Below are 21,086 nucleotides of genomic sequence, written 5' to 3'. Positions count from 1 at the left end.
GCAGGTCACATTTCTCCGTCCCCAGCAGTTATATGGGTGAGGACTTGAATTTCACTAAGAAAGAAAGGAGAGGGTATGGAGTGGAGGAAAAGGGCGTGAACAATCTGATCGACCAGATCCATCGTGGGAACAGGGATGCTTTTGAACCGATCATTCTGAAGTTCCAGCAAAAAATGTTCAAGTTCTGTTTCTTTATGCTTGGGAATCGGCAAGCGGAAGATGCGGTGCAGGAAGTTTTTTTCAAAGCATACCGTCATTTATCCAGCTATCGTCATGACTCTGATGAATTATTCCAGGCGTGGCTGTATAAGATTGCCGCCAATCATTGCCGCTCGTTGTTGAAGCGCAAGAACAAATGGAACCTTCTCATGTCGTTGTTTCGCAACGAAGCAAGCATGAAGAGTACGGAACATATACAGTCCCTTTCTGAGCAAAGCGAGTTGCAATTACAATGGCTTGAGGACTTATCGCTGCGGAGAAAGTTGATTTTGGCGTTGCGCGTTCTGGAAGATCAGTCCTTCGAAGAGATTGCGGGTGTCCTGGGAGTCAGTTCTGCAGTGGTGCGCAAGCGATTCGAGCGATTGAGGGCGAAGCTTAGACAAAAGAATGAACACCAGGAGGGAATGCGGTATGAACAACGATTCGAATGATAACCGATTCATTGGCGCTATGAGGGAGATGCAACTGCCGGAGGTGGATTTAGCTGGTCGGGTGATGCAGCGCATACACGCTTTGCACACACACGATCGACGGCACAGCCCGAGCAGGGGGAAGCTCCAAGTCAGTCGGGTCTGGATTGTAGCTTGCGCTTTGCTGCTTATAGCTGCTGCATCCGTTAGTGCCAGCACTTTGTTCCAATCCACTTGGAACGGTGTTCAAATCTACATCAGTGATTTTACCAAGAGCACAGCTCCACCTGTGGTCAAGCAGCAAACTTCGTATAAGCAGAAGTTGGAGGCTGCCATGTCAGCATCGGCAGACGTCTGGAAGGTGATCCCAGAGAAGGAAGCGAGCAGCAGAATGAAGTTCCAGCCGGTAAGGCCGGGTGATCGGGATGCTACGCTTGTGCAATCGTTCGGCGTAGTTCCGCTCACCGAATCGTATCGTGTGAAGTCTGCGGAGGAATGGTGGCTGGGCGGGTTTTACGATATATGGAAGTGGAAGCAAGGGAACATCGTGGTGACTCAAAATCTGGACACTCAGATGACTGAGACGCTGCAAAATCCGGAGAAGACGATGTCCTTGACGTTCCATGAGGCGGATTGGACGAACGTCCAAGTTACGGACGACACACTTGCAATGTTCAGGGGGGACGGCATGGAGAACTTGCTGCTGGTCGAATACAAAACGCCAGACCTTCAAGTAATCTCGATGGAATTCAGAGGCGCAGCCGGGCAAGACGATTTGGTCAAGCTGGCCAAGAAGTATGTAAACCGATAGAACGCCACAATCGTGGACGAGTCGTCGAGCGTGAGCAGTAAGACCATATTTGAGGCTGTCGATTCACTGTGGACAAGAGGGGTGAAAGTGAAAAAGAGGACCCCAACGAGTTTTGGCTTGAACCTCCATACCGCTAAATCCCTTATACAATCCAACATGGGGTCCCCGCAAAGTACTCGGAGTTATCTCCAGAGCTAGTCTTCACTTTGTGGGGTAAAGCGTAGGGGTCCTTTTTCACTTGGAACGGCCGTTTTGCTTCAATCAACAATGAATCGACAGCCTCAATATCCGTCTTACAGCTCCTTCGGCGAGCAGTTGTTTGCTGAAATGGTGGCACGACAAATGGAAGGGATCGTGGGTAAGCGAAAGAAGTCTGTGTATTCCACAGGGCAGCGGAGCCCCAACTGGCAGAAGATTATCAACTGGTTTTATGCGGAAGTGACGATCAGTGGTTGGAAGAAAGCAGAGTTCGGCTGGTTAGCATCGGTCCAGGAGGCGGATGGCCGGAATCGCCCCGCTGGTATTATTGAGCTTGGGGTTGCGCCGGCACAGAAGCAGGCATTCTTCCAAGTGATCAAGCCATATATCACGGGGGAGGATCGGAACCATGTTTACGTGGAACCCCGAATCCGTGCCAAAGTAAAGATGCGGAATTGGACCAAAAAAGGACTCTTGAGGAGTCCTGTGTTTGTGAATTTCATAACGTAAGCCCTTCACCAGCAAAGAAATTGGGTTAGTAAACGTCTTGTGGATTTTCCACCGTTCTACAACGAAATGCCGGGAGTGATTGTCCCGGCACTATTATATATTATGATGGTTCATACCGGTGTGAACTTATGCACCCACAATTGGAAAGACGCTAAGCTGGAGTGAGGTACTTAGCGTGTCAAATTCATTTTTGCCTTTTGTTATGCTTCAACCAATTCCGGTCTCTGTATTTGAAGTGGAGGAGGAACTAGCCATCCTTTTTCCTTGCTCATGTGGAGTAATCGAAGGCCAAATGCTGCTTTAGTGAGATGGTATTTAGCAAATAGAGCACCAATATCCTCTCTAACTGCCTGACCCATTATTTGGCTGCAAGTGACGAGTCCGACAGAGGTATCTGCAGAAATTGCAACAACAATTTCAGGATCAGTAAACCTTGCTCCGGCAGGGATGTCTTCGAGTTTAACTGGTGGTCTTTCGGGCATCGTTGGTGCTGGAGCTATTCCGTTATCAGTTAGTAATGTATCGCATTCTTTTATTTCTAGCTTTGCCTGATCAATGAGATCGTCAAGTGCTTTTTTTAGGTCTTTGTCACCAGCGTGGTTTAAATATGCTTGGTAGTAGGATACAATACCTTTTGCTGCTGTTGAGGCCATCCAAACACTAGAAATTTCTCCATAGTGCATTGGTTCATCTTTTGCATTCCCACTTAAAATACCCATCATTGTCATCTCCTTTAGTTATTTGCACGAACCTCATTAGTTTAACTAATCGAACCAATTATTATTCCAGGATAATAATTAGGTGCCGCCTTCTCGATGCTCTTATTATTCAATAAAAAAAATCTGCCACAGTAGCAGATTTTTTTTATTGAATAGTTAATCCTTATTCCAGTACAACATTAACACCTAGGTGCGCTCACGGTTTTGTTTTCTTAAACCAGCTAACCCAGCTAGACCGATTAATCCAAGCCAACCCCAATTATTACGATTGTTGTCTGTAGCTGCTGTTCTGTAATTGTTTGTATTCATGGTAGAGCCTGGATTATTCATCCTGGTATCTGTCCCTTGGTTTGTTCCTTCTGCAACAGCGACAGAAAGGGAGAGTACAAACATCAAGCAAGCCATGATAAGGAATAGCGACAATATTTTTTTCATCACATTACCTCCATCTAAGTAATATTTTTTCATAATAGGTATGCCCTTTCCTGGAATAAACTATTCTGATTGTTTTGACTAATCCCAAATCCCTATATGATGTCTTGGTATGTACCGTATCACAACAAGTCTGTCCCATGATAAAACGGTCGGTTCAAAGAACCGACCAATAGTAAGAGGAGTACTTTTCATGGGATAGTCCAAAGCGAGAAGGCAATGTATTGGAATTAGCGTCCTAAGAGCCGTATTAGATGAATACACCGCGCAATATTATGACTAACAAAATAAAGAGCACAAGGATGATCCCGATGCTAGAAAATCCTCCGCAAGAAAATCCAACGCCACCTATTCCTCCAACGCCACCGTCAAATCCCATTTGTCTTCCCCTCCTTTTAATAAAGATAAGGTAAGATATGAGGGGGGAACCGATTGTGTATGGGCGAACAGTACCCTTCAAATGCACAATTGTGACAAATACACTGGAATGACAATGTCACGGTCAAGTATACACAAACTTGTAGCCGATTCCCCACACTGTCCGGATGTAGTAGGGCTTGCGCGGGTTCACTTCCACTTTCTTGCGCAAATTCGTCACGTGTACATCAATGGACCGTTCATTCACGTAAGAATCGATACCGCGGATAGAGTTGATGAGAACATCGCGGCTGAATACTTTACCCGGGTTCTGATAGAACAGCTTCATGATCTCGAATTCAGAGAATGTCGTCTCCACCAGCTCGTTCAGTATGTAGATCGATCGTCGTTCCAAGTCCAGTCGAATACGGTCGTGATGCTGCTCGGCTTCCAACGCTCTCTCGGAAGCTGTCATCGGGGTAAGGAGTGCCAGGGCTGATAACGTTCGACGGTTCGCAGCTAGTATGCGAGCCTTCAGTTCCTGCATGCTGAATGGCTTGCACAAGTAATCGTCGGCCCCGACAGTCAGCGCTTGAATGCGCTCTCTTACCCGCGTATTCATCGAGATGATGATGATAGGCACGTCTGTCTGTTCACGCAGCACTGCACAGAGCTGGAGCCCATCCGCATCAGGTAATTGAAGATCCAGCAATATGGTATCCGGCATGAAGGATAAGAAATCTTGCAGGCCTTCTTCTCCAGTAGCCGCTCTTTTCACGATAAAATCTTCTTCCGACAAGTACATACTTAACATATCACCGAAAATATTATCATCTTCAATTATTAGGATCTTCATTTCGAGTGACACCTCAATTGTGTATAAAGCTCATATTTTCCTAATATTTTCCTAACAATTTGCGACTATATGTTCATTATATAGGGCGATTTTGGGTTCGTCTAGGTAGAATAACAGACTACTGCGATACAAATGTAAGCTAATTGTGAGCATGTTTGATATTTGTTCCAAATGATCGCGCTGTACAACGACAGAGGAAAGCCGCATGAACAGTCAATTTTCGACAAAAACCGCGCGTCTTCAACGTTATCACATTTTAATGAAGTGTGAGTGAAAATCATTCTTTTTTCATAGAAATTGAAGAGTTTTGCTAAAACTTAAGCCCTATACTACGGGTAGGTCTAAGCCAAAGGGAGTGTTTGAGATGAGAATGACAATTCGTCTGAAGCTGTTGAGTAGTTTTTTGATCATATTAGCCTTGTTAGCTGCGGTCGGCACGATTGCACTAGTCAAGATGAGTCAGTTGCAGAGCGCAACTGTGAAGGTTCAGGGAAACTGGCTACCGAGCATCTTGCAAATTGAAAAGATGAAGGATGATGTAGCTGAGATCAGGGTTTTGCTGCATCAAATTATTCTCGATACGGACAAGGAAGCCATTCAGAGTGTTCTGAAAACGATTACACAAAACAAAGACAATCTAAACAAGCTGATGAAAGATTATGAATCTTTGATCTCTTCTTCGGAAGAGAGAGAGCTGTTCAACGCATTCCAGCAAGACATTACCGTATACATGGAGCAGTCGAATAAAGTGATTCAATCGGCCATAAGTAACGAGAATACACAAGCCTATAATACGATCTTGCAAATGAGGCCTCTGCGAATTGAATTGTGGGAAGATATGGACAAATGGATTGCGTACAACACGAACGGCGCCAAGCAGGAAGTCGATCTGGCGGTAGAAGACAACCGCTCCGGATCGATCCTGATCTTCGTCTTCGGCATCCTGGCGGTATTGATCGGAGTTAGCGTTGCGTTAGTTCTGTCCTTCCGCATGTCTTCCTCGTTGAATTCAATTCTTGGAGTCGTTGTGAAGGCGGCAGCAGGTGATCTGAGAGAGCAGGCGGCGGTCAAGACGAAGGACGAAGTGGGCACGTTGGCGGTGGCCTTCAATGATATGATAACGAGTCTCCGCGCACTGATAGCGCAGACGGCCAGCTCCTCGCAAGGTGTAGCAGCCGCTGCGGAAGAAATATCAGCCACGACCGATGAGATTGCCAAGGGTAACTACCATCAGGCGGAAGCTACCCAGGAAGTGAACGAGCTGTTCCGTGAGCTGTCCCGGGCGATCAGCTCTGTAGCTGCGAATGCGGAAGCCGTCTCGGAGCTGTCAGAGCAAACCCGTCAAGGCGCCAAGAATGGGGGAGAAGCCGTGCAAGCCTCTATTGCTGGCATGGGACGATTGTCCAACCAGATGTCTCTTCTAGAGCAAGATGCTCTGAAGATCGGACAAATTATTCAAGTCATTGACGATATCGCCGATCAAACGAATTTGTTGGCGCTGAATGCCGCGATTGAAGCAGCGAGAGCCGGAGAGCAAGGTAGAGGCTTCGCCGTCGTGGCGGATGAAGTGCGTAAGCTTGCTGAACGCAGCAGCGAGGCGACGAAGCAGATCGCCGTCATTATCAAAGGCATGCAGACGAATACCGACTTAAGCGTCAAGGCGGTTGCAGAGGCAGCCGAGCAATCGGAACGCACCGGGCAACAGTTCCAGAGCATCATTCGCATGGTGGGCGATACGGCTGGGCAAGTGAGTGAGATTGCGGCGGCAAGCGAAGAGCAGTCCGCTCAGTCGGAGGAGGTACTGCGGTCCATCGAGACGATCGCGTCTGTCAGTGAGGAGTCCGCCGCTTCTGCTGAGGAAACCGCGAGCTCTTCCCAATCGCTAGCCAAATTAGCGGATGAACTAAGCCAATCTGTCGCCAAATTCAAAGTATGAGAAGGCAGGGGAGGCTATGACAACGACCAAGATTCCTTTATACATTGAGTTCATTCTGAGCGACGAGAGCTATGCATTCTCGATCGACTCCATCCAGGAAATTATACGGCATCAAGCGATGACGGATATTCCGAATGTGATGCAAGCTATTCGAGGCGTCATTAACCTGCGCGGCAGCATCATTCCGATCTTCAGCTTGCGCTCCTTATTCAATCAGCCGCTTGTCGACGAAACGAAACAGACACGGATCATTATCGTTCAAGTGGGAAGCAAGACAGTAGGGCTTGTAGTTGACCGCGTCTGCCAAGTGGTGGCCTTCTCTGAGATTAAGCCGATCTCCGAGCCGTTTGGTGATCAAGGTCGCCCATATCTATGTTCGGTAGGAAAATTGGATAGCAGGTATATCGGCATATTAGATGTGAACGAACTGTTCGGGAAAGGAGCGGGGACGTATGAATGACTTCGAACTGCATGCATATATGGGCGTGTTTTTGGACGAGTTGAATGAGCAGCAGCACATGCTGGACAAGAGCTTACTGGAATTGGAGGAGCGAGGCAGCGAGCCGGAGACGATTCAGGTCATATTCCGGGCAGCTCATACGTTGAAGGGCTCCTCGGCCGCAATGGGCTTCAATGGCTTGAAGGAAGTTATGCACACGGTTGAGAACATCTTCGATCAACTGCGGCAAGATCATGTACGGGTAAGTTCCGAGTTGATGAACGGTCTGTTCCAGTGCGCGGACTATATTAAACAACAGAGGGAGCAATTCTTGCAGGGCAACTATGAAGAACGACCTGTGGACCACTTGATCCAGTTGCTGAAGCAATCCGAGACGAAGATGAGCGTCGAGAGTCAGTCAGTGGTCTGTCCCTTATACAGCATCCAGATTGACATCCAGCCCGATAGCGAGATGAAGTCAGTCAGGGCCTTACTAGTATGGCAAAAGCTACAGGAGCTAGGTGATCTACTATCGATTCCTTCAGCATTGTCTGCCCCTGATGCACAGAATGATCAGGATCAAGCGTGGCACGACACGTTGGAGTTCGTGCTGGCTTCCTTGGCAGCCCCTGTGGCGATTGAAGATGCCCTGAATGAAATTTCGCAGCTGGCTCGCATACAAGTGATAGCCCTGTCTACTGAGCAGCAGTTGCAGCGGTCGGGTGTCCACGCAGCAGGGGAAGTAGCTGCTGCAATGGCGGCAACTGCTGAGGTGGAAGTATCAGCAAGTACAACACAAGTTGAGGTGCTTGCACACATGTCGAATGGACAGGCTGATGCCGCACCTATCCGCGAGTTGGCCGCTTCCACGGCTGCCGCTCAAACTGTGCGAGTCGATGTGAAACGGTTGGAGCACTTGCTTAATTTAGTGGGTGAGCTGTTGATAGATAATACACGGCTGGTTGAAGTGAAGAAGCGACTGGATGAGAAGATCAGCCATGAGAGTGATATGGCAACGCTGGACGATATTATTCATCATCTAAGTCGCACCGTAAGCGATATGAGGGACGGGATGATGAAAACCCGCATGATCCCGATCGACCATTTGTTCAGCCGGCTGCCTAGAGTGATTCGAGACTTATCCCAGCAAGCGAATAAGGAAATTGTGCTGAAGATCGAAGGGAAGGAGACGGAGCTGGATCGCACTCTGATCGAAGAAATCAGCGATCCGCTGCTACACATCTTACGCAATGCCGCTGATCATGGCTTGGAATCGCCGGAAGATCGCGAAGCGCTCGGGAAGCCGCGTAAAGGTGTGATTACGATCAAAGCAAGCCATCAGGAGAACGCCATCGTCATCACCATTGCAGATGACGGTCGAGGTATTGATCCTGTGCGGATTATGCAGAAGGCGATCGACAAGGGGTTCATTACGAAGGAAGAAGCGGGCCAGATGTCAGATAAGCAGCTCATCTCGCTCATCTTCCACTCCGGTATGTCGACAGCGGAGCAGGTTACGGAGCTGTCCGGACGCGGCGTTGGCATGGATATTGTGCGGTCGCATATCGAGAAGCTGAATGGGCTGATCGAGATCGATACGAAGCAAGGCGAAGGTACTGTATTTACGTTGAAGCTGCCTCTAACCTTGGCGATCATCCGTTCTTTGCTCGTTCAGTTGGAGCATCGTACGATTGCCATTCCGCTCGTGAACGTGATTGAGATATTCCGGTTGCAAGAGCAGGACGTTCAAACCTTGCATGGGCAGGAAGTTTGCACAGTTCGAGGAGAGGTCATCCCCTTAATCCGGTTGAAGCATCTCTTAGGTGCGAAGCGTGAGGAGAGCGAGCCGCTCCACCAGGCGAAAATGTCCGTTGTGATGGTAGGCATGGCGGAGAAGCGCGTCTGCTTGTTGGTGGATCGATTAATTGCCAATCAGGAAATCGTCATCAAGTCCCTCGACGACTTCATCGGTCACGTGCCTTATATCGTGGGTACGACGATATTGGGAGACGGTCTGGTTGCCTTGATTCTGGACGTGAATTCAGTCATCCAGAAGGCTGGATCTTCGCTGACCCGATTCGGTAGCCGGGAGCGTGAAGAGCAACACAAGCAGGCTCCTAAGCAGGAACTAGTGACGTTCAAGCTGGACTCGATCTGGTATGCGGTCGCCATTGACCATGTGCAGGAAATTATTAATGCACCTCTGATCACGAAGCTGGCGGAAGCCGACTATTCGGTGGCCGGTGTCATGAATGTGCGGGATCAACTACTGCCAGTCTATGACCTTAGGCGTAGTCTGGGCGTTATGAACAGGTCGGCTGCGGCTCATACGAGGGTGATGATCATGCATGATGGTGCGAGGCGAATCGGCATTTCTGTCGATGAGGTGGCTGAAGTGTTGTCCGTATACGAGCATGATGTGGACGCGGATTCGGGAGCGAAGAATGCCGTTCATACGTTAGTAGACAGCATAGTGAAGAATGAGAACAGGCTGATCCAGGTGTTGAATATGGAACGGGTCATGCTTCAACTGGAGAGGAAGGCCGTATGAGCATACAGTTGACGATGAAGAGCAAGCTTATTGCGGGATTTACGCTAATCCTGCTCATCCCCAGCATTACGATCGGGATGTTCTCCTATACGAAAGCTAAGAGTCAGATTGCCAATCAAATGCTAATCTCCACCCAGCAGAGCATCGATCTGTACAATAATGAGATTGATCGGGTATTCGCTGCCAAGCAGAAGGATATTCAGTATTTGGCTGAGCAACTTCCTGTGGAACAAGACCAACTGGAGCGGTACATTCAACTCCATTCCGAAACCGATTCCGCCTATGTGGTAGCGAATAATGGTGATATTGGAATTTCTTCAGCCTTGAGAAAAGAGAGCCTGGACGCCGGGAAACGGGACTGGGTGAAGCAGGCAATCGCGTTAGGAAGCACGAAACCTTACATCTCGGAGCCCTATGTGTCGACTTCTACCGGGCATACGATCGTCACCTTCCTGTTCCGGATGAAGGACGCCTCGGGTGTAATCGGGCTCGACTTGAATCTCGACAGCTTGAGCAAATTTTCGACTGGCTTTAAGATCGGACGTGCAGGCTACATCTATGTGTTGGATCGCAGCAGCCGCTACCTCATTCATCCCGGGCATAAGCCGGGGGAGCAGGCAAGCGGGGAGCAGTACAGCCATTATTTTACGAAGGATTCCGGCGTGTACAGGTATGAAATGCAGGGTGTCGCCAAGGAAGCGGCATTTACTACGAATGCGTTGACTGGGTGGAAGATTGCTGGAACGATCGAGCTGGCCGAAGTGGATCGGGAAGCATCGAGCGTTCTGTATACGACCGCTATTGTCATAGGGATCGCCCTATTGGTCGGTGCGCTGTTCGTGTATCTTATCATCTCCTCGATTATTAAGCCGCTGAAGATCGTGATGGAGGCGACGGCGAAGGTGAGCGAAGGCGATCTGTCGGCGGAGATTCCGGCTGTCTCACGGGATGAGATCGGTCAGTTATCGACCTCGGTGAATCATATGACGCATAATTTGAAATCGTTGATCGGCGGCATCATGCAATCCTCCGAGAACGTTGCGGCGGCCAGTGTTCAAATCTCGGCCAGCAGTGAAGAGATCGCCAAGGGCTGCATGGATCAGGCGGAATCGTCCCAGACCATTGCGGAGCTGTTCAAGGAGCTGTCGGCGGTTATCCATGATGTGGCGAGAAGAGCGGAAGAAGCTTCGGTCCTGTCTGACGAAACTGTCCATATCGCCAGAGATGGCGGGGCTACTCTGCAGAATTCCATCCAGGGGATGGATGCTATCAATAGTCAGATGACGCTGCTTGTGCAGGACTCAGAGCGGATCGGCGATATTATCGATGTGATCGATGAAATTGCCGACCAGACGAATTTGCTTGCTCTGAACGCCGCGATCGAAGCTGCGCGTGCAGGAGATCAGGGAAGAGGCTTCGCTGTCGTGGCGGACGAGGTTAGGAAGCTGGCTGGGAGATGTAGTGATGCCACGAAGCAAATCTCCGAGCTGATCTCGCATATGCAGAAGAATACGAAGGACAGCTTCTCTGCTGTGTCGGTAGGCATCCAGCATTCCCGTCAGACGTATGAGGCATTCCAGAACATTACGCTTAAGGTGGATGGCATCTCTAGTAAAATTACCGAGATCGCAGCGGCTAGCGAAGAGCAGGCGGCTCAGACCTCGGAGGTGCTAAACGCTGTTGAATCCGTCGCCTCGTCGAGCCAGCAATCAGCAGCATCGGTGCAGGAAACGACGGCCACCGCGCAATCGCTCACGAAGCTGGCGAAGGAGCTGAACGAATCGGTCGCAACCTTCAAGCTGAAGGTGTAGAATAGGATGAAGGCAAGGTGGGAAACGATACCAATAGTGAACCCCTTAGCCGTACACCATTCCTAGAATATTGGAGACCTACTATGATACGACCATCCCGACCAGAAGACGCTGCTTATGCGGTGCCTCTGCTGTATTCCGCCATTGGTAACATTGCCTTCCTGCTCACCGGTACGGACGATTCGACGAGCGCCATGCAAGTGATGATGGACTTCTATCCGCAGCCTGGCAATCGGCTCAGCTATGAGAACGTGTTCGTCGCCGAACTGGACGGCCGACCGGTTGGCGCTGTCTTGATGTATCACGGCAGCCGAATGGCCGATCTGGACCAGCCTTTGATGGAGCAGGCGTCGGCACGACTCGGGGTAGAGGAAGTCAACTTTCCGAAGGAGGCGCGAGACGATGAGTTCTATCTCGATTCGATTGGAGTTGACCCGGCGGTGCAGGGTCGCGGTGTTGGCACCGCGCTCATGCAGGCGTTCGAGGCGGAAGCCGCCCGGAGGAGACATGGCAAGGTGGCACTGATCGTTGATCTCGCGAACGAGCGAGCCCGGCGGCTGTATGAAGCGCAAGGCTACAAGGCCGACGGGCAGCAACGCATTATGGGCCATATGTATGACCATATGGTGAAGGAGATTGAACTGTTGTAATGGGTGGAACTGGCGCCCTGCAGCCCCGGCCGCGCCGAGCGGCTGTAGCGCGGAAAAAGAGGCTGTCGATTAACTGTGGACAAGGGGAGTGGAGAGTGAAAAAGAGGACCCTGGTTTTGGCTTGAACCTCCCACCGCTGAATCCCTTATACAATCAAGGGAGGTTCAAACAAGATGTTTGAGCAGAAGGGTCCTTTTTCACTTGGAATGGCCGTCTTTGCTTCTATCAACAGTTAATCGACAACCTCAAAATCCGCGCTAATCAACTCCGAGCCGTTGGAGCCAATTGCAACATCACGCCTGCGTCAAAAACTTCACGCACACCGGCTTGGACACATGCAGCACGTCGCCTGTCGGCTGAAGCTTGCCCGTCGCGGCGTCTCTTGTGAAAGTGACGACATTGTCCGTGTCACGATTGGCCGCGAGCAGGAAGCGACCATCGGGGGACAGCGCGAAGTTGCGTGGGTGCTTACCCAGTGTGGAGGCGTGCTCCACAAGAGTGAGCATGCCGGTGGACGGATCGATTCCGAAGACGGCGATGCTGTCATGCCCGCGATTGGAGCCGTACAAGAACCGGCCATCCGGCGAGATATGAATGTCAGCGGTGGCATTGTCGCCAACGAACGATTCCGGCAGCGTCGAGATGGTTTGGATTTCTGTTAGCTGCCCCCGCGCAGCATCATATGAGAATGCCGTGATGGTAGAATTCAGTTCGTTAATGACATAGCCGTAAGGTTGCTGAGGGTGGAAAGCGAAATGCCGCGGTCCAGCTCCCGGCTCAACAACCGCTTCTCCATGAGGAATCAGCTTGCGGTTCGACTCATCCAAACGGTAGATCCGAATCCGGTCCAGCCCTAAGTCAGGGACGAGTGCGAACCGATTATCAGGGGCCAAGAAGACAGAATGGGGATGAGGGCGATCCTGCTGCGGTCGAATGCTAGAACCTATGTGCTGCTGGACGTCTGCCGTAACGCCAATCGCTCCATCCTCATCTACGGGTAACAGGCCGATCATACCTCCATGGTAGCTGGCCACAAACAAGTATTGTCGGGTATGATCCAGGTTGATATGGCAGGTAGGAGCCTCCACGGTCGTCTGCTCGTCCAATCTCGATAACTTCCCGGTCGCTGCATCGATGTTGAAGGTGACTGCTGCTCCATGACGTTGCCCTTTACTAGTTAATTGATCAGCAATAGCGTACAATTTCAGGTTGGGCGGATTGATTGCTAAGAAAGTCGGATTCTGCAATCCGCATGTCTGTTCAATCAGGGCAAATCTACCGTTCTGACTGTCATAGGAGCAGGCGTATACGCCTGGAGTTGCTGCATCGGCGTAGGAGCCTATGTAGGCGTACGTAGGGCTGGCAGTTGATGGACTCATTGTGGCTTCACTCCTCTGATTTTACTTATCTCCTCGCATTATCTCAAATCCTGCTTTTTCCCGCAAATAGGGCTAATCCTGCTTCTAATGATATAACTAGGGGATGGTTAGGAAAGAATAGGTCTAAACAAGAATGGACTTGTTTTCCGAGTGAAATCACGATAAAGTTGGAGGAAAGAGTCGTCGCTGTCGGCATGCTGATTTGCTGCTAACAGAGGCCACCACCACCCTGATTCACATTAAGTGAGGTGATACAAGTGTCGGAAGATAATCAAGAAGCTCAAGGCGTACAGGAATCGCAGGAACCGAAGAAGAAGTCGCTGGCGGAAGCTGCCAAGGAGATGCTGGCGCAGAAGAAGAAGGCCCAGAGTGGTCAAGCCAATCACCAGAAGCCTCAGGGCAATGGACCGGCTATGAAGAGCCAACATTCGAATAAACCAACCAACATGCGCCGGAAGATGGGCAGTTCGTAGACCCTCCTCAGGACACAAAAGCTTGAGCCCTTTTACTGATCGAGGCTCAGGCTTTTTTCTATGGGAAAGAAGTGGAAGCCATGTTCATCGCCGCAAGGTAGGAGTTTAAACGACGCGTGCCGAATAACTAATACAATATTCCTACTTCATCTCTTATTTCAATTTCAAAATATAATCGTGCAAAAGTGTGAAAGGAGTGCCCGAATGCTGTTCGTCTGGATCGTCTTATGGGGGATCGGGCTGTTCCTGATTGCGAACCAGCCTCGCTCGATTTCAATACGTTGGCTGGCGCTGGTGACGTTATTCGGGGGTGCAGGCGCATTGGCGGCTACGCTGGACGCACGCTTCATCCCGGCGATTCAGCAGTCGGTCCGTCACGCAGGGTGGGAGCCTGTGCTTCTTCACTTACAGACGCTCGCCTCCTTGACAAGCTACTACGGGCTTCCCTATGCATTTGTCATGTACTCGCTGACGTATCGGCCGATCCGAATGCCGTCGCCATGGCCCGAGCTGCTCCCCGTCCTGCTAATCCTGCCGGTAGCTGGGTTCATGCTGTTCACGCTGCCATTCGATGCTTTGTACCCTATTCCCTTCCGCGGGGTGGTCTGGTGGGCGGTTCCGCTAATCCTGTTCGGAGCGGTGAATATACTTGTCCAGCAACCGCAGCATCCAGCCTACTTGGCCACATACCGGGTCGTTAGCCTGGCGGTGCTGGTGCCCGTGCTTGTGTCAATGGTGCTTAATTATGTGCTCCCCAGTTTGGGGATGCTTCGGATGTGGGTGTATAACACATGGTTTGTTGGTGCGGGGGTCGGCTTTTTCATCCTAGGCTTGTCAACGTACGGGTTCATGGGGATCCGGGTGATGATCGATCGACGGCGGCTGGATTCGACGTTTCGGGCGGTGACCAGTGGGACCGTGCTTCTGAACCATTCGATGAAAAATGATGCAGCCAAGCTGCGGCTATTCGGTCATAAAATTCGCGAACGCGCTGCGTCCAGCGGAGACAAGGAGCTGCTTGCTGATATTGAGGTCGTGCTGTCGGCTTCCTTGCATATGCAGGAGATGATCGCCCGCGTGCATCGCAAAACCGAGGATCTAACCCTGCAGCCAGCGTCCACGGATCCGGTTCGTATGATCCGCGAAGTGTTGGATGCGCTGGCTCCGCAAATGGGCGGTATTGCGCAGCAAGTGACGCTGACGGAAGGCTGGCAGATTACGATTGACCAGGCTCAGACGGCGGAAGCGATCGGGAATGTGTTGTCCAATGCGATAGAAGCGCTGCGCGGTCAAGGGAAGCTAGCGGTCAACTGGAGAGAAGGCAAGAAAGAACTGACCCTGGAGATTAGCGATAGTGGTCCAGGGATGGATGCGCAGCAGGCCAGGCGAGCACTAGATCCGTTCTATACGACCAAGTCGGGGAGCGGCATGAACTTCGGACTCGGCTTGCCTTACGCCTATCAGGTAATGCGCAAGCACGGCGGTTCGCTCTATATCCGCAGTAAGCCGGGAGTGGGCACCCGGGTGGGTCTTACATTTCCGAAGAAGAGCGTGAATGCGGTTCGTGCCGATCATTCAACAAGGGTGGAGGAATAGAGCAATGGAACCGATCAAGGTGTGGCTGGTGGAAGACGATGTAGACTGGTTGCGAGGCTTAACGGAATATCTTCGCCTGCAAGTGGATCTCGCACTGGTGTTCGCTTCCGGTGATCCAGACGAAGTGCGGCGTAAGCTGGCCGAACCTGGTGCAGCAGCCGATGTCGTGCTGATGGACATTATGTTGAATGGCTCGCCGGAGGGGATCGTCTTAGCGGAGGAAACCGTCGCGATAACGGGTGCCAAGGTCATCATGCTCACCTCGATGGAAGAGCGGGAACTGATTCTGCGCTCGTTCCAGGCAGGTGCGCTGGATTACCGGATCAAGGCGGATTTCGAGTCGCTGCCGGAGGCGATTCGCCAAGCTGCGGCGAAGCTGTCGCCAATTAGTCCGGCCGCGGCAGAGCGCATTCGCGAGGAATTCCAGCGACTGAAGAAGCTGGAGCGCGAATTCGAGGTCAGCCGCATGCGCGATAAGATCACGCCGTCAGAGTTGCAACTGCTCGACTTGATCGATCAGGGCTTCTCGCAGTCGCAGATCGCGGACAAGCGTGTCGTCTCGATCCGGACGATCAAGAACCAGATCAATAACATGCTGAAGAAGCTGCAGACCGCTAGTTCCAAGGAGGCGGCCCGCCAAGTGAAAGCACTCGGATTGTTGGGTCGACGGCGATCAGAAGAGGAGAAGGATGAATAGCCTCTGGGAGCATGACAGCTTCTCGGGGGCTTTCGTTGTTGGTATAATGTACCACATAGGGAGAGGAGGAACGTTTTTATGAAAAAATTTGTATCCGGAATTGTGGTTGGCGTGCTGCTCATGGCATCCGCTTCCGTATTCGCCGATAATGGTCTTCAGCAAATCTCGGCTTATCTTCGCCCGCTATTGCCGATCAAGCTGGACGGGCAGAAGGTAGAGTTGAAGAACGCTCCGATCATTTACGAAGGTTCGACCTATTTGCCTCTGCGTGAGTTGGCTGGTCTTGTGGGGAAAGAGGTGTATTGGAATGAAGCGGAGCAATCCGTAGAGTTAGGCCAGCGTATCCCAACTGAAAAGCCTGGTGCAACGCCTGCGCCAAGCGCGACACCTACACCTAGTGCAACTCCTGTGCCAACGCCAACCTCGACGCCCGGTGTCACGAGTCCGACCTTTGAATTCCTGCCCAGTTACTTGCCGATCAGCGGAGCTTCAGCACTTAAGGTGAATGGAACCATCTACTTGCCACTTGCGGCTGGCGCGGATAAATATCAACTAACAATCATTTTGGAAGACAAAACGAAGGTTGCCAAGTTCTCGGATATAGGGACCGTCGCGTTCGTGAACGATTATGTCAGTGGAGTTGATGCGTTCAGCTATCAAGGCGTTGTGTATCTGAAAGAAACCATGTTAGCGGATATGTCGACGATCGCGAAGCAAATCTTTCAGTCGGAATACCCACGGTTCATAGCGATGTTCCGAATTGGAGAGCTAACACTTAGCACCACGAATGTGTTCCTAGCCAAAGCCGAGTACTTCGGCACCTTGGCGCAGAATGATTTCAAGATCCAATGGTTCACTTTTAAGAATAAAGAAAAGTATATGAAACAGATCGCCAAGGAAGTGCAAGAGAGCAGCCCAACGCGCACCCTGAACTTAACCTATTACTACCAGGGCATTGCCTTGGGGTGGGTCACTGTGGAAACAAACGGGAGCAGTACTGCCACTCTGGTTGCGGATCCGTTTGGGGAGCAAGGTGGGGTGAGGTAGGTTTTGAACTGAGTGTGAAGGGCCTTTAGGAGATTAGATTCTTCTGGGGGCTTTTTTTTGTGTTAAAAAATTCATTGGGAGGATATTCGTGGAACTACAAATCTAGTATGATCTACTTGTATTTGGTGAAATTTGTAGAAAAGGAAGAAATAGGATTCTGCGTGCAAATGAGACCAAATAGGTTCCATGAACTAGCTAGAGTATGAAAAAATTTGAAGATGGAGAGTGATGTTCATCCATGAAAATGTCCAAGTTGAAACAGGCTGTAGCTCAAATTGCGCTAACAGCCACGCTATTAGATGGTACTGGTGGGTTCATAATATCGTCAGCTTTAACAGAAGGGGTTCTTTATGTCACAGCATCTGCTAGTATTGCAATACCACCAGTAGCAGTAGCTGTGGCTATAGGAATTGCAGTTGCAGTTGGAATAACATACCTGGATAATAACTATAATATAAAACTTTCAAACTATGTTAGACAAATGATTAATAAATAGTAAAGGACTGGATGTGATTTATTGAAACATTATTATGCAACAAGTGATTTACCTTATTTTGTACCAGGGTCTATTTTTACTATACTTGCAACATGGATTGTAGTTCGAAGCTATTCTAAAGTTCCTATTGAAAGTAAGTTTATGGCAATCGGTATTATTGTTTGGTTCTATGGTATTGGGGCGTGGTTTTTTGTTATCCAATTTAACTATTTAAAGGAAATCCAATTGTTGATACTAGGGTATTTCCATATAATAGTAACTATATGGTATGTGTTGGGCATAATTATTAAGAAAATTATTACCAATAGGATTAAAAAAAAGACCGAAAAAAATACGAAGTAGCATGTAATAACTTATAGGCTTATAGAAAAAGATGAAGGGAGTCTATAGTGAAACGATTTTTATCTTGGGTAATTGATGTAATCATATTGTTCATATCATCAATTTTATTAAGTGTTCTTTTGGATTATTTATTAAATGATTGGTTTGGAATAAATGTAACGACTTCAACACCTATATTTTTTGGAATACTTTATGCAGTATTTTATTGGTATATACCTAAAAAAGTAGGTTCTACTATCGGTAGAATAGTCACTAAACAAGAAAAAGGTATTCCTTGAACGAAACAATAAGTACCATAGGAAACAAGCTGACTGGTAATTAATCGGCTCAGCTTGTTTTTTTGCGATTAGTAGTACAATCAGCGAGTAGGTATTCACTTTGACCGATAGAGGACGGGCAGATGAGAATGAGCTGATTGGCAGTACCTGAAGCATGGTCTGCTCTTCTTTCCAACTGTCCGCATGCTTCTCCTTTTTACTTCTCACACCAGCGAAGCAGGTAAGCGTTACACTCGTTCCATAAGGAATAGGAGGGAACGAGAATGACCCCCGACTTCGCACCCATTTCGCAAGAGACTCGACGGTCCCTTTCTCATTGCCATGAGCCGGCCTGAAAATGTTTGTCAAATAAGTAGTGGGCGTGCAAGCTGGAGAAACACCCATATCCTTCTCGGTCAGGTCCAACGAGGACGACAACCACACCCAAAAGGGTACCACATAAAGATGGTACTATTTTTTTTACGCCAATTTTCTAAAATAAAGGCATGCGAGAGGGAATCCCGCTCGACGATTCGATGGGGTAATTAAGGGAGGATATTCTCATGGTAATGCCGGTATTGCGGAAGCATTGGACATCTTTGCTTGGTGTGTTATTCATAGTGGCCGCGTTCATCACGTTGTTCCGCTATTCGCTCGATCAGAACTGGCTGACCGACCCGATTAAGATCGGAGTGGGCCTGTTATGCGGGATTGGGCTATCGATTGCAGGCGTCACGATCGTTCTGAAGCGCGAGCGCCAAGTCGTAGGCGATATTGTTATCGGGTTGGGAGCTTGTATCTTGTACGCGACGTTTGCGTTCGCCGGAATCTACTTCGATCTCTGGTCGCCGTTAACGGTTATGCTGAGTATGACGGTGGTGACCGTGTTGCTCTCGGGTTGGGCGTTCCGCTTCAACTCACGGCTAGTCATGAACATCGCGCTCCTCGGCGGACTGCTGTCCCCGATGATGATGCGGCCCGAGACCGATCAAGTGTTCACGCTGTTCCTATACCTGCTTGTCATGAATGCGGCTTTCTTCTTTCTCAGCATTGCCAAAAGGTGGAGCGAGCTGCGCAGCATTGCCTTCATCGGGACATGGTTGATGTACGGGGTCTACTTCCTGCACTTCAGTCCTCCGACATATGGCGTCTGGACGATGCCGGTACGGTATGCCACGGCTGCGTTCGTATTCTACCTGATCGGATTCCTGTTCGCCTCCTGGCGGAATGGCCGCTGCTTCGATGGGTGGAACTTGTATTTGAGTCTGACGAATGGCGTGCTGTTCGGCTGCTGGTCCTTGTACTTGCTCGACGGTGATCTTCCTATGGGCGCTCTGCTTGCTGTTATCGGATTGGCTTACGCCTTGACGGGTGCGGTCGTCTTCCGGGCCGCTCCTAATGCGATCACATTCTCGCTCAGCCATGGACTCAGTGGTGTGCTGCTTCTGCTTATTGCGGCAGGCCAATTGGGGGACGGATTCGAGTCGAAACCGCTAGTGAATGTATTCGTGTGGGGCTCCGTTGCCATCGTGCTGGCTATTCTTGCACGCCGTACGACAACGTGGAAGGTTGTAGAGAATGTAGCTGCCTCCATCTGGGTGATCGTCGGGACTTACTGGTACGTGGTAACTTGGGATACACCTCGCGGAGAGTGGTTCGGTGTCTTCATTCCTTTCCTCAACTGGGGCGCGGTGTCTTGGATGCTGCTGGCTGCACTTGGTTTTTACTTCTCGCTGTACCGGATATTCCGGCTCGCTGATGCCAACATCGACCGCATGCTGACGAATGTGTATGCTTTGCTGGCGCATCTGGTCATTGGGGGACTATTAACGGTTCAGATTCAAAGTGCGTTCGAGGAGTACGGAGCAGGCGGCAACGATACGTTATTATCGCTAACCTTGTCGTGCGTCTGGGGAGTGTACGCGTTGCTCCTCTTCTTATGGGGGTCTTACTACAAGCAACGGTTGTTCCTTGGCTTCGGTTCGATCGTTCTCGTAGCAGTCGCGGTCAAAGCGATCTTCCTGGATCTGAGTGGGGAACAGGCAATCTACAAGATTGTGACGCTGCTAGTATTAGGCGTGTTGTCGTTCTTGATCAGTGTAATCCGGAATAAGTGGACGGTTACGTCAGAGGATGGAGTATAATGAATTTATAACTTATTCCCAGAGGTGACGGTTATGAAAAAGCCCAAACACACCAAAGATGAGCTAATCCGCGAACAATCGCTAACTTACGAAGATTACGCTTCGCTGCCGGATGATGGGAACCGTTACGAGCTGGATGACGGACAATTGGAATTGATGTCGCCTGGTGCCTCATCCAAGCACCAGGCCATTAGTGGAAGAATGCTGATTGAACTAACTCAAACATGTGAATCCGACTATGTAATCCTTCAAGATGTAGATGTCATTTTATCCCAGAGGGAAGTCAGACGACCGGATTTGATCATGATTAACAGAAATCGACTTCATCTACTCACCGTGCGGGGCGTAGAAGGTCCTCCAGATCTTGTGGTTGAGATTCTCTCCCCTTATTCCCTGAGACGGGACAAGGTCAAGAAGCGCCGATCCTACGCCAAGTACGGCATCCCTGAGTATTGGATCGTAGATCCGGTTAGCTATGTGCTGGAGCAATACCGACTCGCAGGCGAACAGTACGAATTGGAGGAAGTATACACGGGTGATGAAGTGATTAGGTCTGAGCTACTGCCTTGCGTTTCCTTCTCGATGCATGATATCAGCAGCAAAATACCAGACTTGCCTGGTCATTGACGGGGAAGGAGGCCTGGATATTCGACATTTATATGCATGCGCCTAAAAGGTTGCAGCCGGATAGCTTGCTCTCCGGCCTTGCTTGGTACCGTCCTTCCCGTGATCTAGCCCCGCTTCGATCCGCACAGT

At 49.9% G+C, this 21,086-nt stretch carries 21 protein-coding genes; 16 read left to right on the top strand and 5 right to left on the bottom strand.

Features of this window, described 5'->3' with window-relative positions; genetic code table 11:
* The first annotated feature begins 80 nt into the window (after positions 1-80).
* The 3 genes from AC1DWB_RS03070 to AC1DWB_RS03060 all read left to right on the top strand — a co-directional run bounded on the left by AC1DWB_RS03070 (position 81) and on the right by AC1DWB_RS03060 (position 2,148).
* Positions 81-650: an RNA polymerase sigma factor gene (locus tag AC1DWB_RS03070; RefSeq protein WP_477539556.1), complete on the top strand. Its 570-nt coding sequence runs from the start codon at positions 81-83 to the stop codon at positions 648-650.
* Positions 631-1,440 (top strand): hypothetical protein, encoded by an 810-nt coding sequence (locus tag AC1DWB_RS03065; protein WP_477539555.1) that lies wholly within the window; start codon positions 631-633, stop codon positions 1,438-1,440. The genes AC1DWB_RS03070 and AC1DWB_RS03065 overlap by 20 nt, the downstream gene beginning before the upstream one ends.
* A 342-nt stretch (positions 1,441-1,782) precedes the next feature.
* Positions 1,783-2,148 carry a hypothetical protein gene (locus AC1DWB_RS03060; RefSeq protein WP_477539554.1) on the top strand — a complete coding sequence of 122 codons (366 nt, stop codon included), beginning with the start codon at positions 1,783-1,785 and terminating at the stop codon, positions 2,146-2,148.
* A gap of 200 nt (positions 2,149-2,348) precedes the next feature.
* On the opposite strand, the gene AC1DWB_RS03055 is transcribed toward AC1DWB_RS03060, so the two are convergent.
* The 4 genes from AC1DWB_RS03055 to AC1DWB_RS03040 form a co-directional block, all read right to left on the bottom strand.
* Positions 2,349-2,867: a DUF3231 family protein gene (locus AC1DWB_RS03055; RefSeq protein ID WP_477539639.1), complete on the bottom strand. Its 519-nt coding sequence runs from the start codon at positions 2,865-2,867 to the stop codon at positions 2,349-2,351.
* 186 nt (positions 2,868-3,053) lie between these two features.
* Positions 3,054-3,335, bottom strand: a complete 282-nt coding sequence (locus AC1DWB_RS03050) for a WGxxGxxG family protein (protein ID WP_477539553.1) — start codon at positions 3,333-3,335, stop codon at positions 3,054-3,056.
* A gap of 214 nt (positions 3,336-3,549) precedes the next feature.
* Positions 3,550-3,678, bottom strand: a complete 129-nt coding sequence (locus tag AC1DWB_RS03045; RefSeq protein ID WP_477539552.1) for a sporulation protein YjcZ — start codon at positions 3,676-3,678, stop codon at positions 3,550-3,552.
* Between the two features lie 123 nt (positions 3,679-3,801).
* Entirely contained in the window at positions 3,802-4,512 is a 711-nt protein-coding gene (locus AC1DWB_RS03040) for a response regulator transcription factor (protein ID WP_477539551.1), read from the bottom strand.
* A 364-nt stretch (positions 4,513-4,876) separates the two neighbouring features.
* Here AC1DWB_RS03040 and AC1DWB_RS03035 point away from each other — a divergent pair, with 364 nt between their 5' ends.
* From AC1DWB_RS03035 to AC1DWB_RS03015, 5 genes are all read left to right on the top strand, one after another.
* On the top strand, positions 4,877-6,448 hold the full coding sequence (locus tag AC1DWB_RS03035) for a methyl-accepting chemotaxis protein (protein WP_477539550.1): 1,572 nt from the start codon (positions 4,877-4,879) through the stop codon (positions 6,446-6,448).
* Positions 6,449-6,464: 16 nt separating this feature from the next.
* Complete coding sequence (locus AC1DWB_RS03030) at positions 6,465-6,908, top strand: chemotaxis protein CheW (protein ID WP_477539549.1); 444 nt, start codon at positions 6,465-6,467, stop codon at positions 6,906-6,908.
* The gene (locus tag AC1DWB_RS03025) at positions 6,901-9,438 is read left to right on the top strand and encodes a chemotaxis protein CheW (RefSeq protein WP_477539548.1); all 2,538 of its coding nucleotides are present in this window, start codon (positions 6,901-6,903) and stop codon (positions 9,436-9,438) included. Before AC1DWB_RS03030 ends, AC1DWB_RS03025 begins: the two co-directional genes overlap by 8 nt.
* Positions 9,435-11,249: a methyl-accepting chemotaxis protein gene (locus AC1DWB_RS03020; protein ID WP_477539547.1), complete on the top strand. Its 1,815-nt coding sequence runs from the start codon at positions 9,435-9,437 to the stop codon at positions 11,247-11,249. The genes AC1DWB_RS03025 and AC1DWB_RS03020 overlap by 4 nt, the downstream gene beginning before the upstream one ends.
* A gap of 83 nt (positions 11,250-11,332) precedes the next feature.
* Positions 11,333-11,899: an N-acetyltransferase family protein gene (locus tag AC1DWB_RS03015; RefSeq protein ID WP_477539546.1), complete on the top strand. Its 567-nt coding sequence runs from the start codon at positions 11,333-11,335 to the stop codon at positions 11,897-11,899.
* Between the two features lie 293 nt (positions 11,900-12,192).
* Here AC1DWB_RS03015 and AC1DWB_RS03010 read toward each other — a convergent pair whose 3' ends face one another.
* Positions 12,193-13,278 (bottom strand): lactonase family protein, encoded by a 1,086-nt coding sequence (locus AC1DWB_RS03010; protein ID WP_477539545.1) that lies wholly within the window; start codon positions 13,276-13,278, stop codon positions 12,193-12,195.
* Between the two features lie 257 nt (positions 13,279-13,535).
* On the opposite strand from AC1DWB_RS03010, the gene AC1DWB_RS03005 reads away from it, so the two are divergent.
* The 8 genes from AC1DWB_RS03005 to AC1DWB_RS02970 all read left to right on the top strand — a co-directional run bounded on the left by AC1DWB_RS03005 (position 13,536) and on the right by AC1DWB_RS02970 (position 20,957).
* A complete protein-coding gene (locus AC1DWB_RS03005) occupies positions 13,536-13,751 on the top strand; it encodes a hypothetical protein (protein WP_477539544.1) in 216 nt (71 codons plus the stop codon).
* Between the two features lie 204 nt (positions 13,752-13,955).
* Positions 13,956-15,347, top strand: coding sequence for a sensor histidine kinase (locus AC1DWB_RS03000; protein ID WP_477539543.1), 1,392 nt, complete (start codon positions 13,956-13,958; stop codon positions 15,345-15,347).
* A 4-nt stretch (positions 15,348-15,351) separates the two neighbouring features.
* Positions 15,352-16,044, top strand: coding sequence for a response regulator (locus AC1DWB_RS02995; RefSeq protein WP_477539542.1), 693 nt, complete (start codon positions 15,352-15,354; stop codon positions 16,042-16,044).
* A gap of 78 nt (positions 16,045-16,122) precedes the next feature.
* Positions 16,123-17,091: a stalk domain-containing protein gene (locus tag AC1DWB_RS02990; protein ID WP_477539541.1), complete on the top strand. Its 969-nt coding sequence runs from the start codon at positions 16,123-16,125 to the stop codon at positions 17,089-17,091.
* 238 nt (positions 17,092-17,329) lie between these two features.
* Positions 17,330-17,587, top strand: a complete 258-nt coding sequence (locus tag AC1DWB_RS02985; RefSeq protein ID WP_477539540.1) for a hypothetical protein — start codon at positions 17,330-17,332, stop codon at positions 17,585-17,587.
* A gap of 389 nt (positions 17,588-17,976) precedes the next feature.
* Positions 17,977-18,207, top strand: coding sequence for an RDD family protein (locus tag AC1DWB_RS02980; RefSeq protein ID WP_477539539.1), 231 nt, complete (start codon positions 17,977-17,979; stop codon positions 18,205-18,207).
* 542 nt (positions 18,208-18,749) lie between these two features.
* On the top strand, positions 18,750-20,330 hold the full coding sequence (locus AC1DWB_RS02975) for a DUF2339 domain-containing protein (protein ID WP_477539538.1): 1,581 nt from the start codon (positions 18,750-18,752) through the stop codon (positions 20,328-20,330).
* Positions 20,331-20,363: 33 nt separating this feature from the next.
* On the top strand, positions 20,364-20,957 hold the full coding sequence (locus tag AC1DWB_RS02970; RefSeq protein ID WP_477539537.1) for a Uma2 family endonuclease: 594 nt from the start codon (positions 20,364-20,366) through the stop codon (positions 20,955-20,957).
* Positions 20,958-21,086: the final 129 nt, after the last annotated feature.

It is taken from the genome of Paenibacillus sp. P4_E11 (genome assembly GCF_056401635.1).
The sequence above is the reverse complement of the archived record's forward strand: the minus strand, read 5'-3'. Positions and strand labels throughout refer to the sequence as shown.

Coding starts and splice junctions, on each gene's coding strand:
- AC1DWB_RS03065 (WP_477539555.1), top strand. CDS start 631: ATGAACAACGATTCGAATGATAACCGATTCATTGGCGCTATGAGGGAG.
- AC1DWB_RS03060 (WP_477539554.1), top strand. CDS start 1,783: ATGGAAGGGATCGTGGGTAAGCGAAAGAAGTCTGTGTATTCCACAGGG.
- AC1DWB_RS03055 (WP_477539639.1), bottom strand. CDS start 2,867: ATGGGTATTTTAAGTGGGAATGCAAAAGATGAACCAATGCACTATGGA.
- AC1DWB_RS03050 (WP_477539553.1), bottom strand. CDS start 3,335: ATGAAAAAATATTACTTAGATGGAGGTAATGTGATGAAAAAAATATTG.
- AC1DWB_RS03045 (WP_477539552.1), bottom strand. CDS start 3,678: ATGGGATTTGACGGTGGCGTTGGAGGAATAGGTGGCGTTGGATTTTCT.
- AC1DWB_RS03040 (WP_477539551.1), bottom strand. CDS start 4,512: ATGAAGATCCTAATAATTGAAGATGATAATATTTTCGGTGATATGTTA.
- AC1DWB_RS03035 (WP_477539550.1), top strand. CDS start 4,877: ATGAGAATGACAATTCGTCTGAAGCTGTTGAGTAGTTTTTTGATCATA.
- AC1DWB_RS03030 (WP_477539549.1), top strand. CDS start 6,465: ATGACAACGACCAAGATTCCTTTATACATTGAGTTCATTCTGAGCGAC.
- AC1DWB_RS03025 (WP_477539548.1), top strand. CDS start 6,901: ATGAATGACTTCGAACTGCATGCATATATGGGCGTGTTTTTGGACGAG.
- AC1DWB_RS03020 (WP_477539547.1), top strand. CDS start 9,435: ATGAGCATACAGTTGACGATGAAGAGCAAGCTTATTGCGGGATTTACG.
- AC1DWB_RS03015 (WP_477539546.1), top strand. CDS start 11,333: ATGATACGACCATCCCGACCAGAAGACGCTGCTTATGCGGTGCCTCTG.
- AC1DWB_RS03010 (WP_477539545.1), bottom strand. CDS start 13,278: ATGAGTCCATCAACTGCCAGCCCTACGTACGCCTACATAGGCTCCTAC.
- AC1DWB_RS03000 (WP_477539543.1), top strand. CDS start 13,956: ATGCTGTTCGTCTGGATCGTCTTATGGGGGATCGGGCTGTTCCTGATT.
- AC1DWB_RS02995 (WP_477539542.1), top strand. CDS start 15,352: ATGGAACCGATCAAGGTGTGGCTGGTGGAAGACGATGTAGACTGGTTG.
- AC1DWB_RS02990 (WP_477539541.1), top strand. CDS start 16,123: ATGAAAAAATTTGTATCCGGAATTGTGGTTGGCGTGCTGCTCATGGCA.
- AC1DWB_RS02985 (WP_477539540.1), top strand. CDS start 17,330: ATGAAAATGTCCAAGTTGAAACAGGCTGTAGCTCAAATTGCGCTAACA.
- AC1DWB_RS02975 (WP_477539538.1), top strand. CDS start 18,750: ATGGTAATGCCGGTATTGCGGAAGCATTGGACATCTTTGCTTGGTGTG.
- AC1DWB_RS02970 (WP_477539537.1), top strand. CDS start 20,364: ATGAAAAAGCCCAAACACACCAAAGATGAGCTAATCCGCGAACAATCG.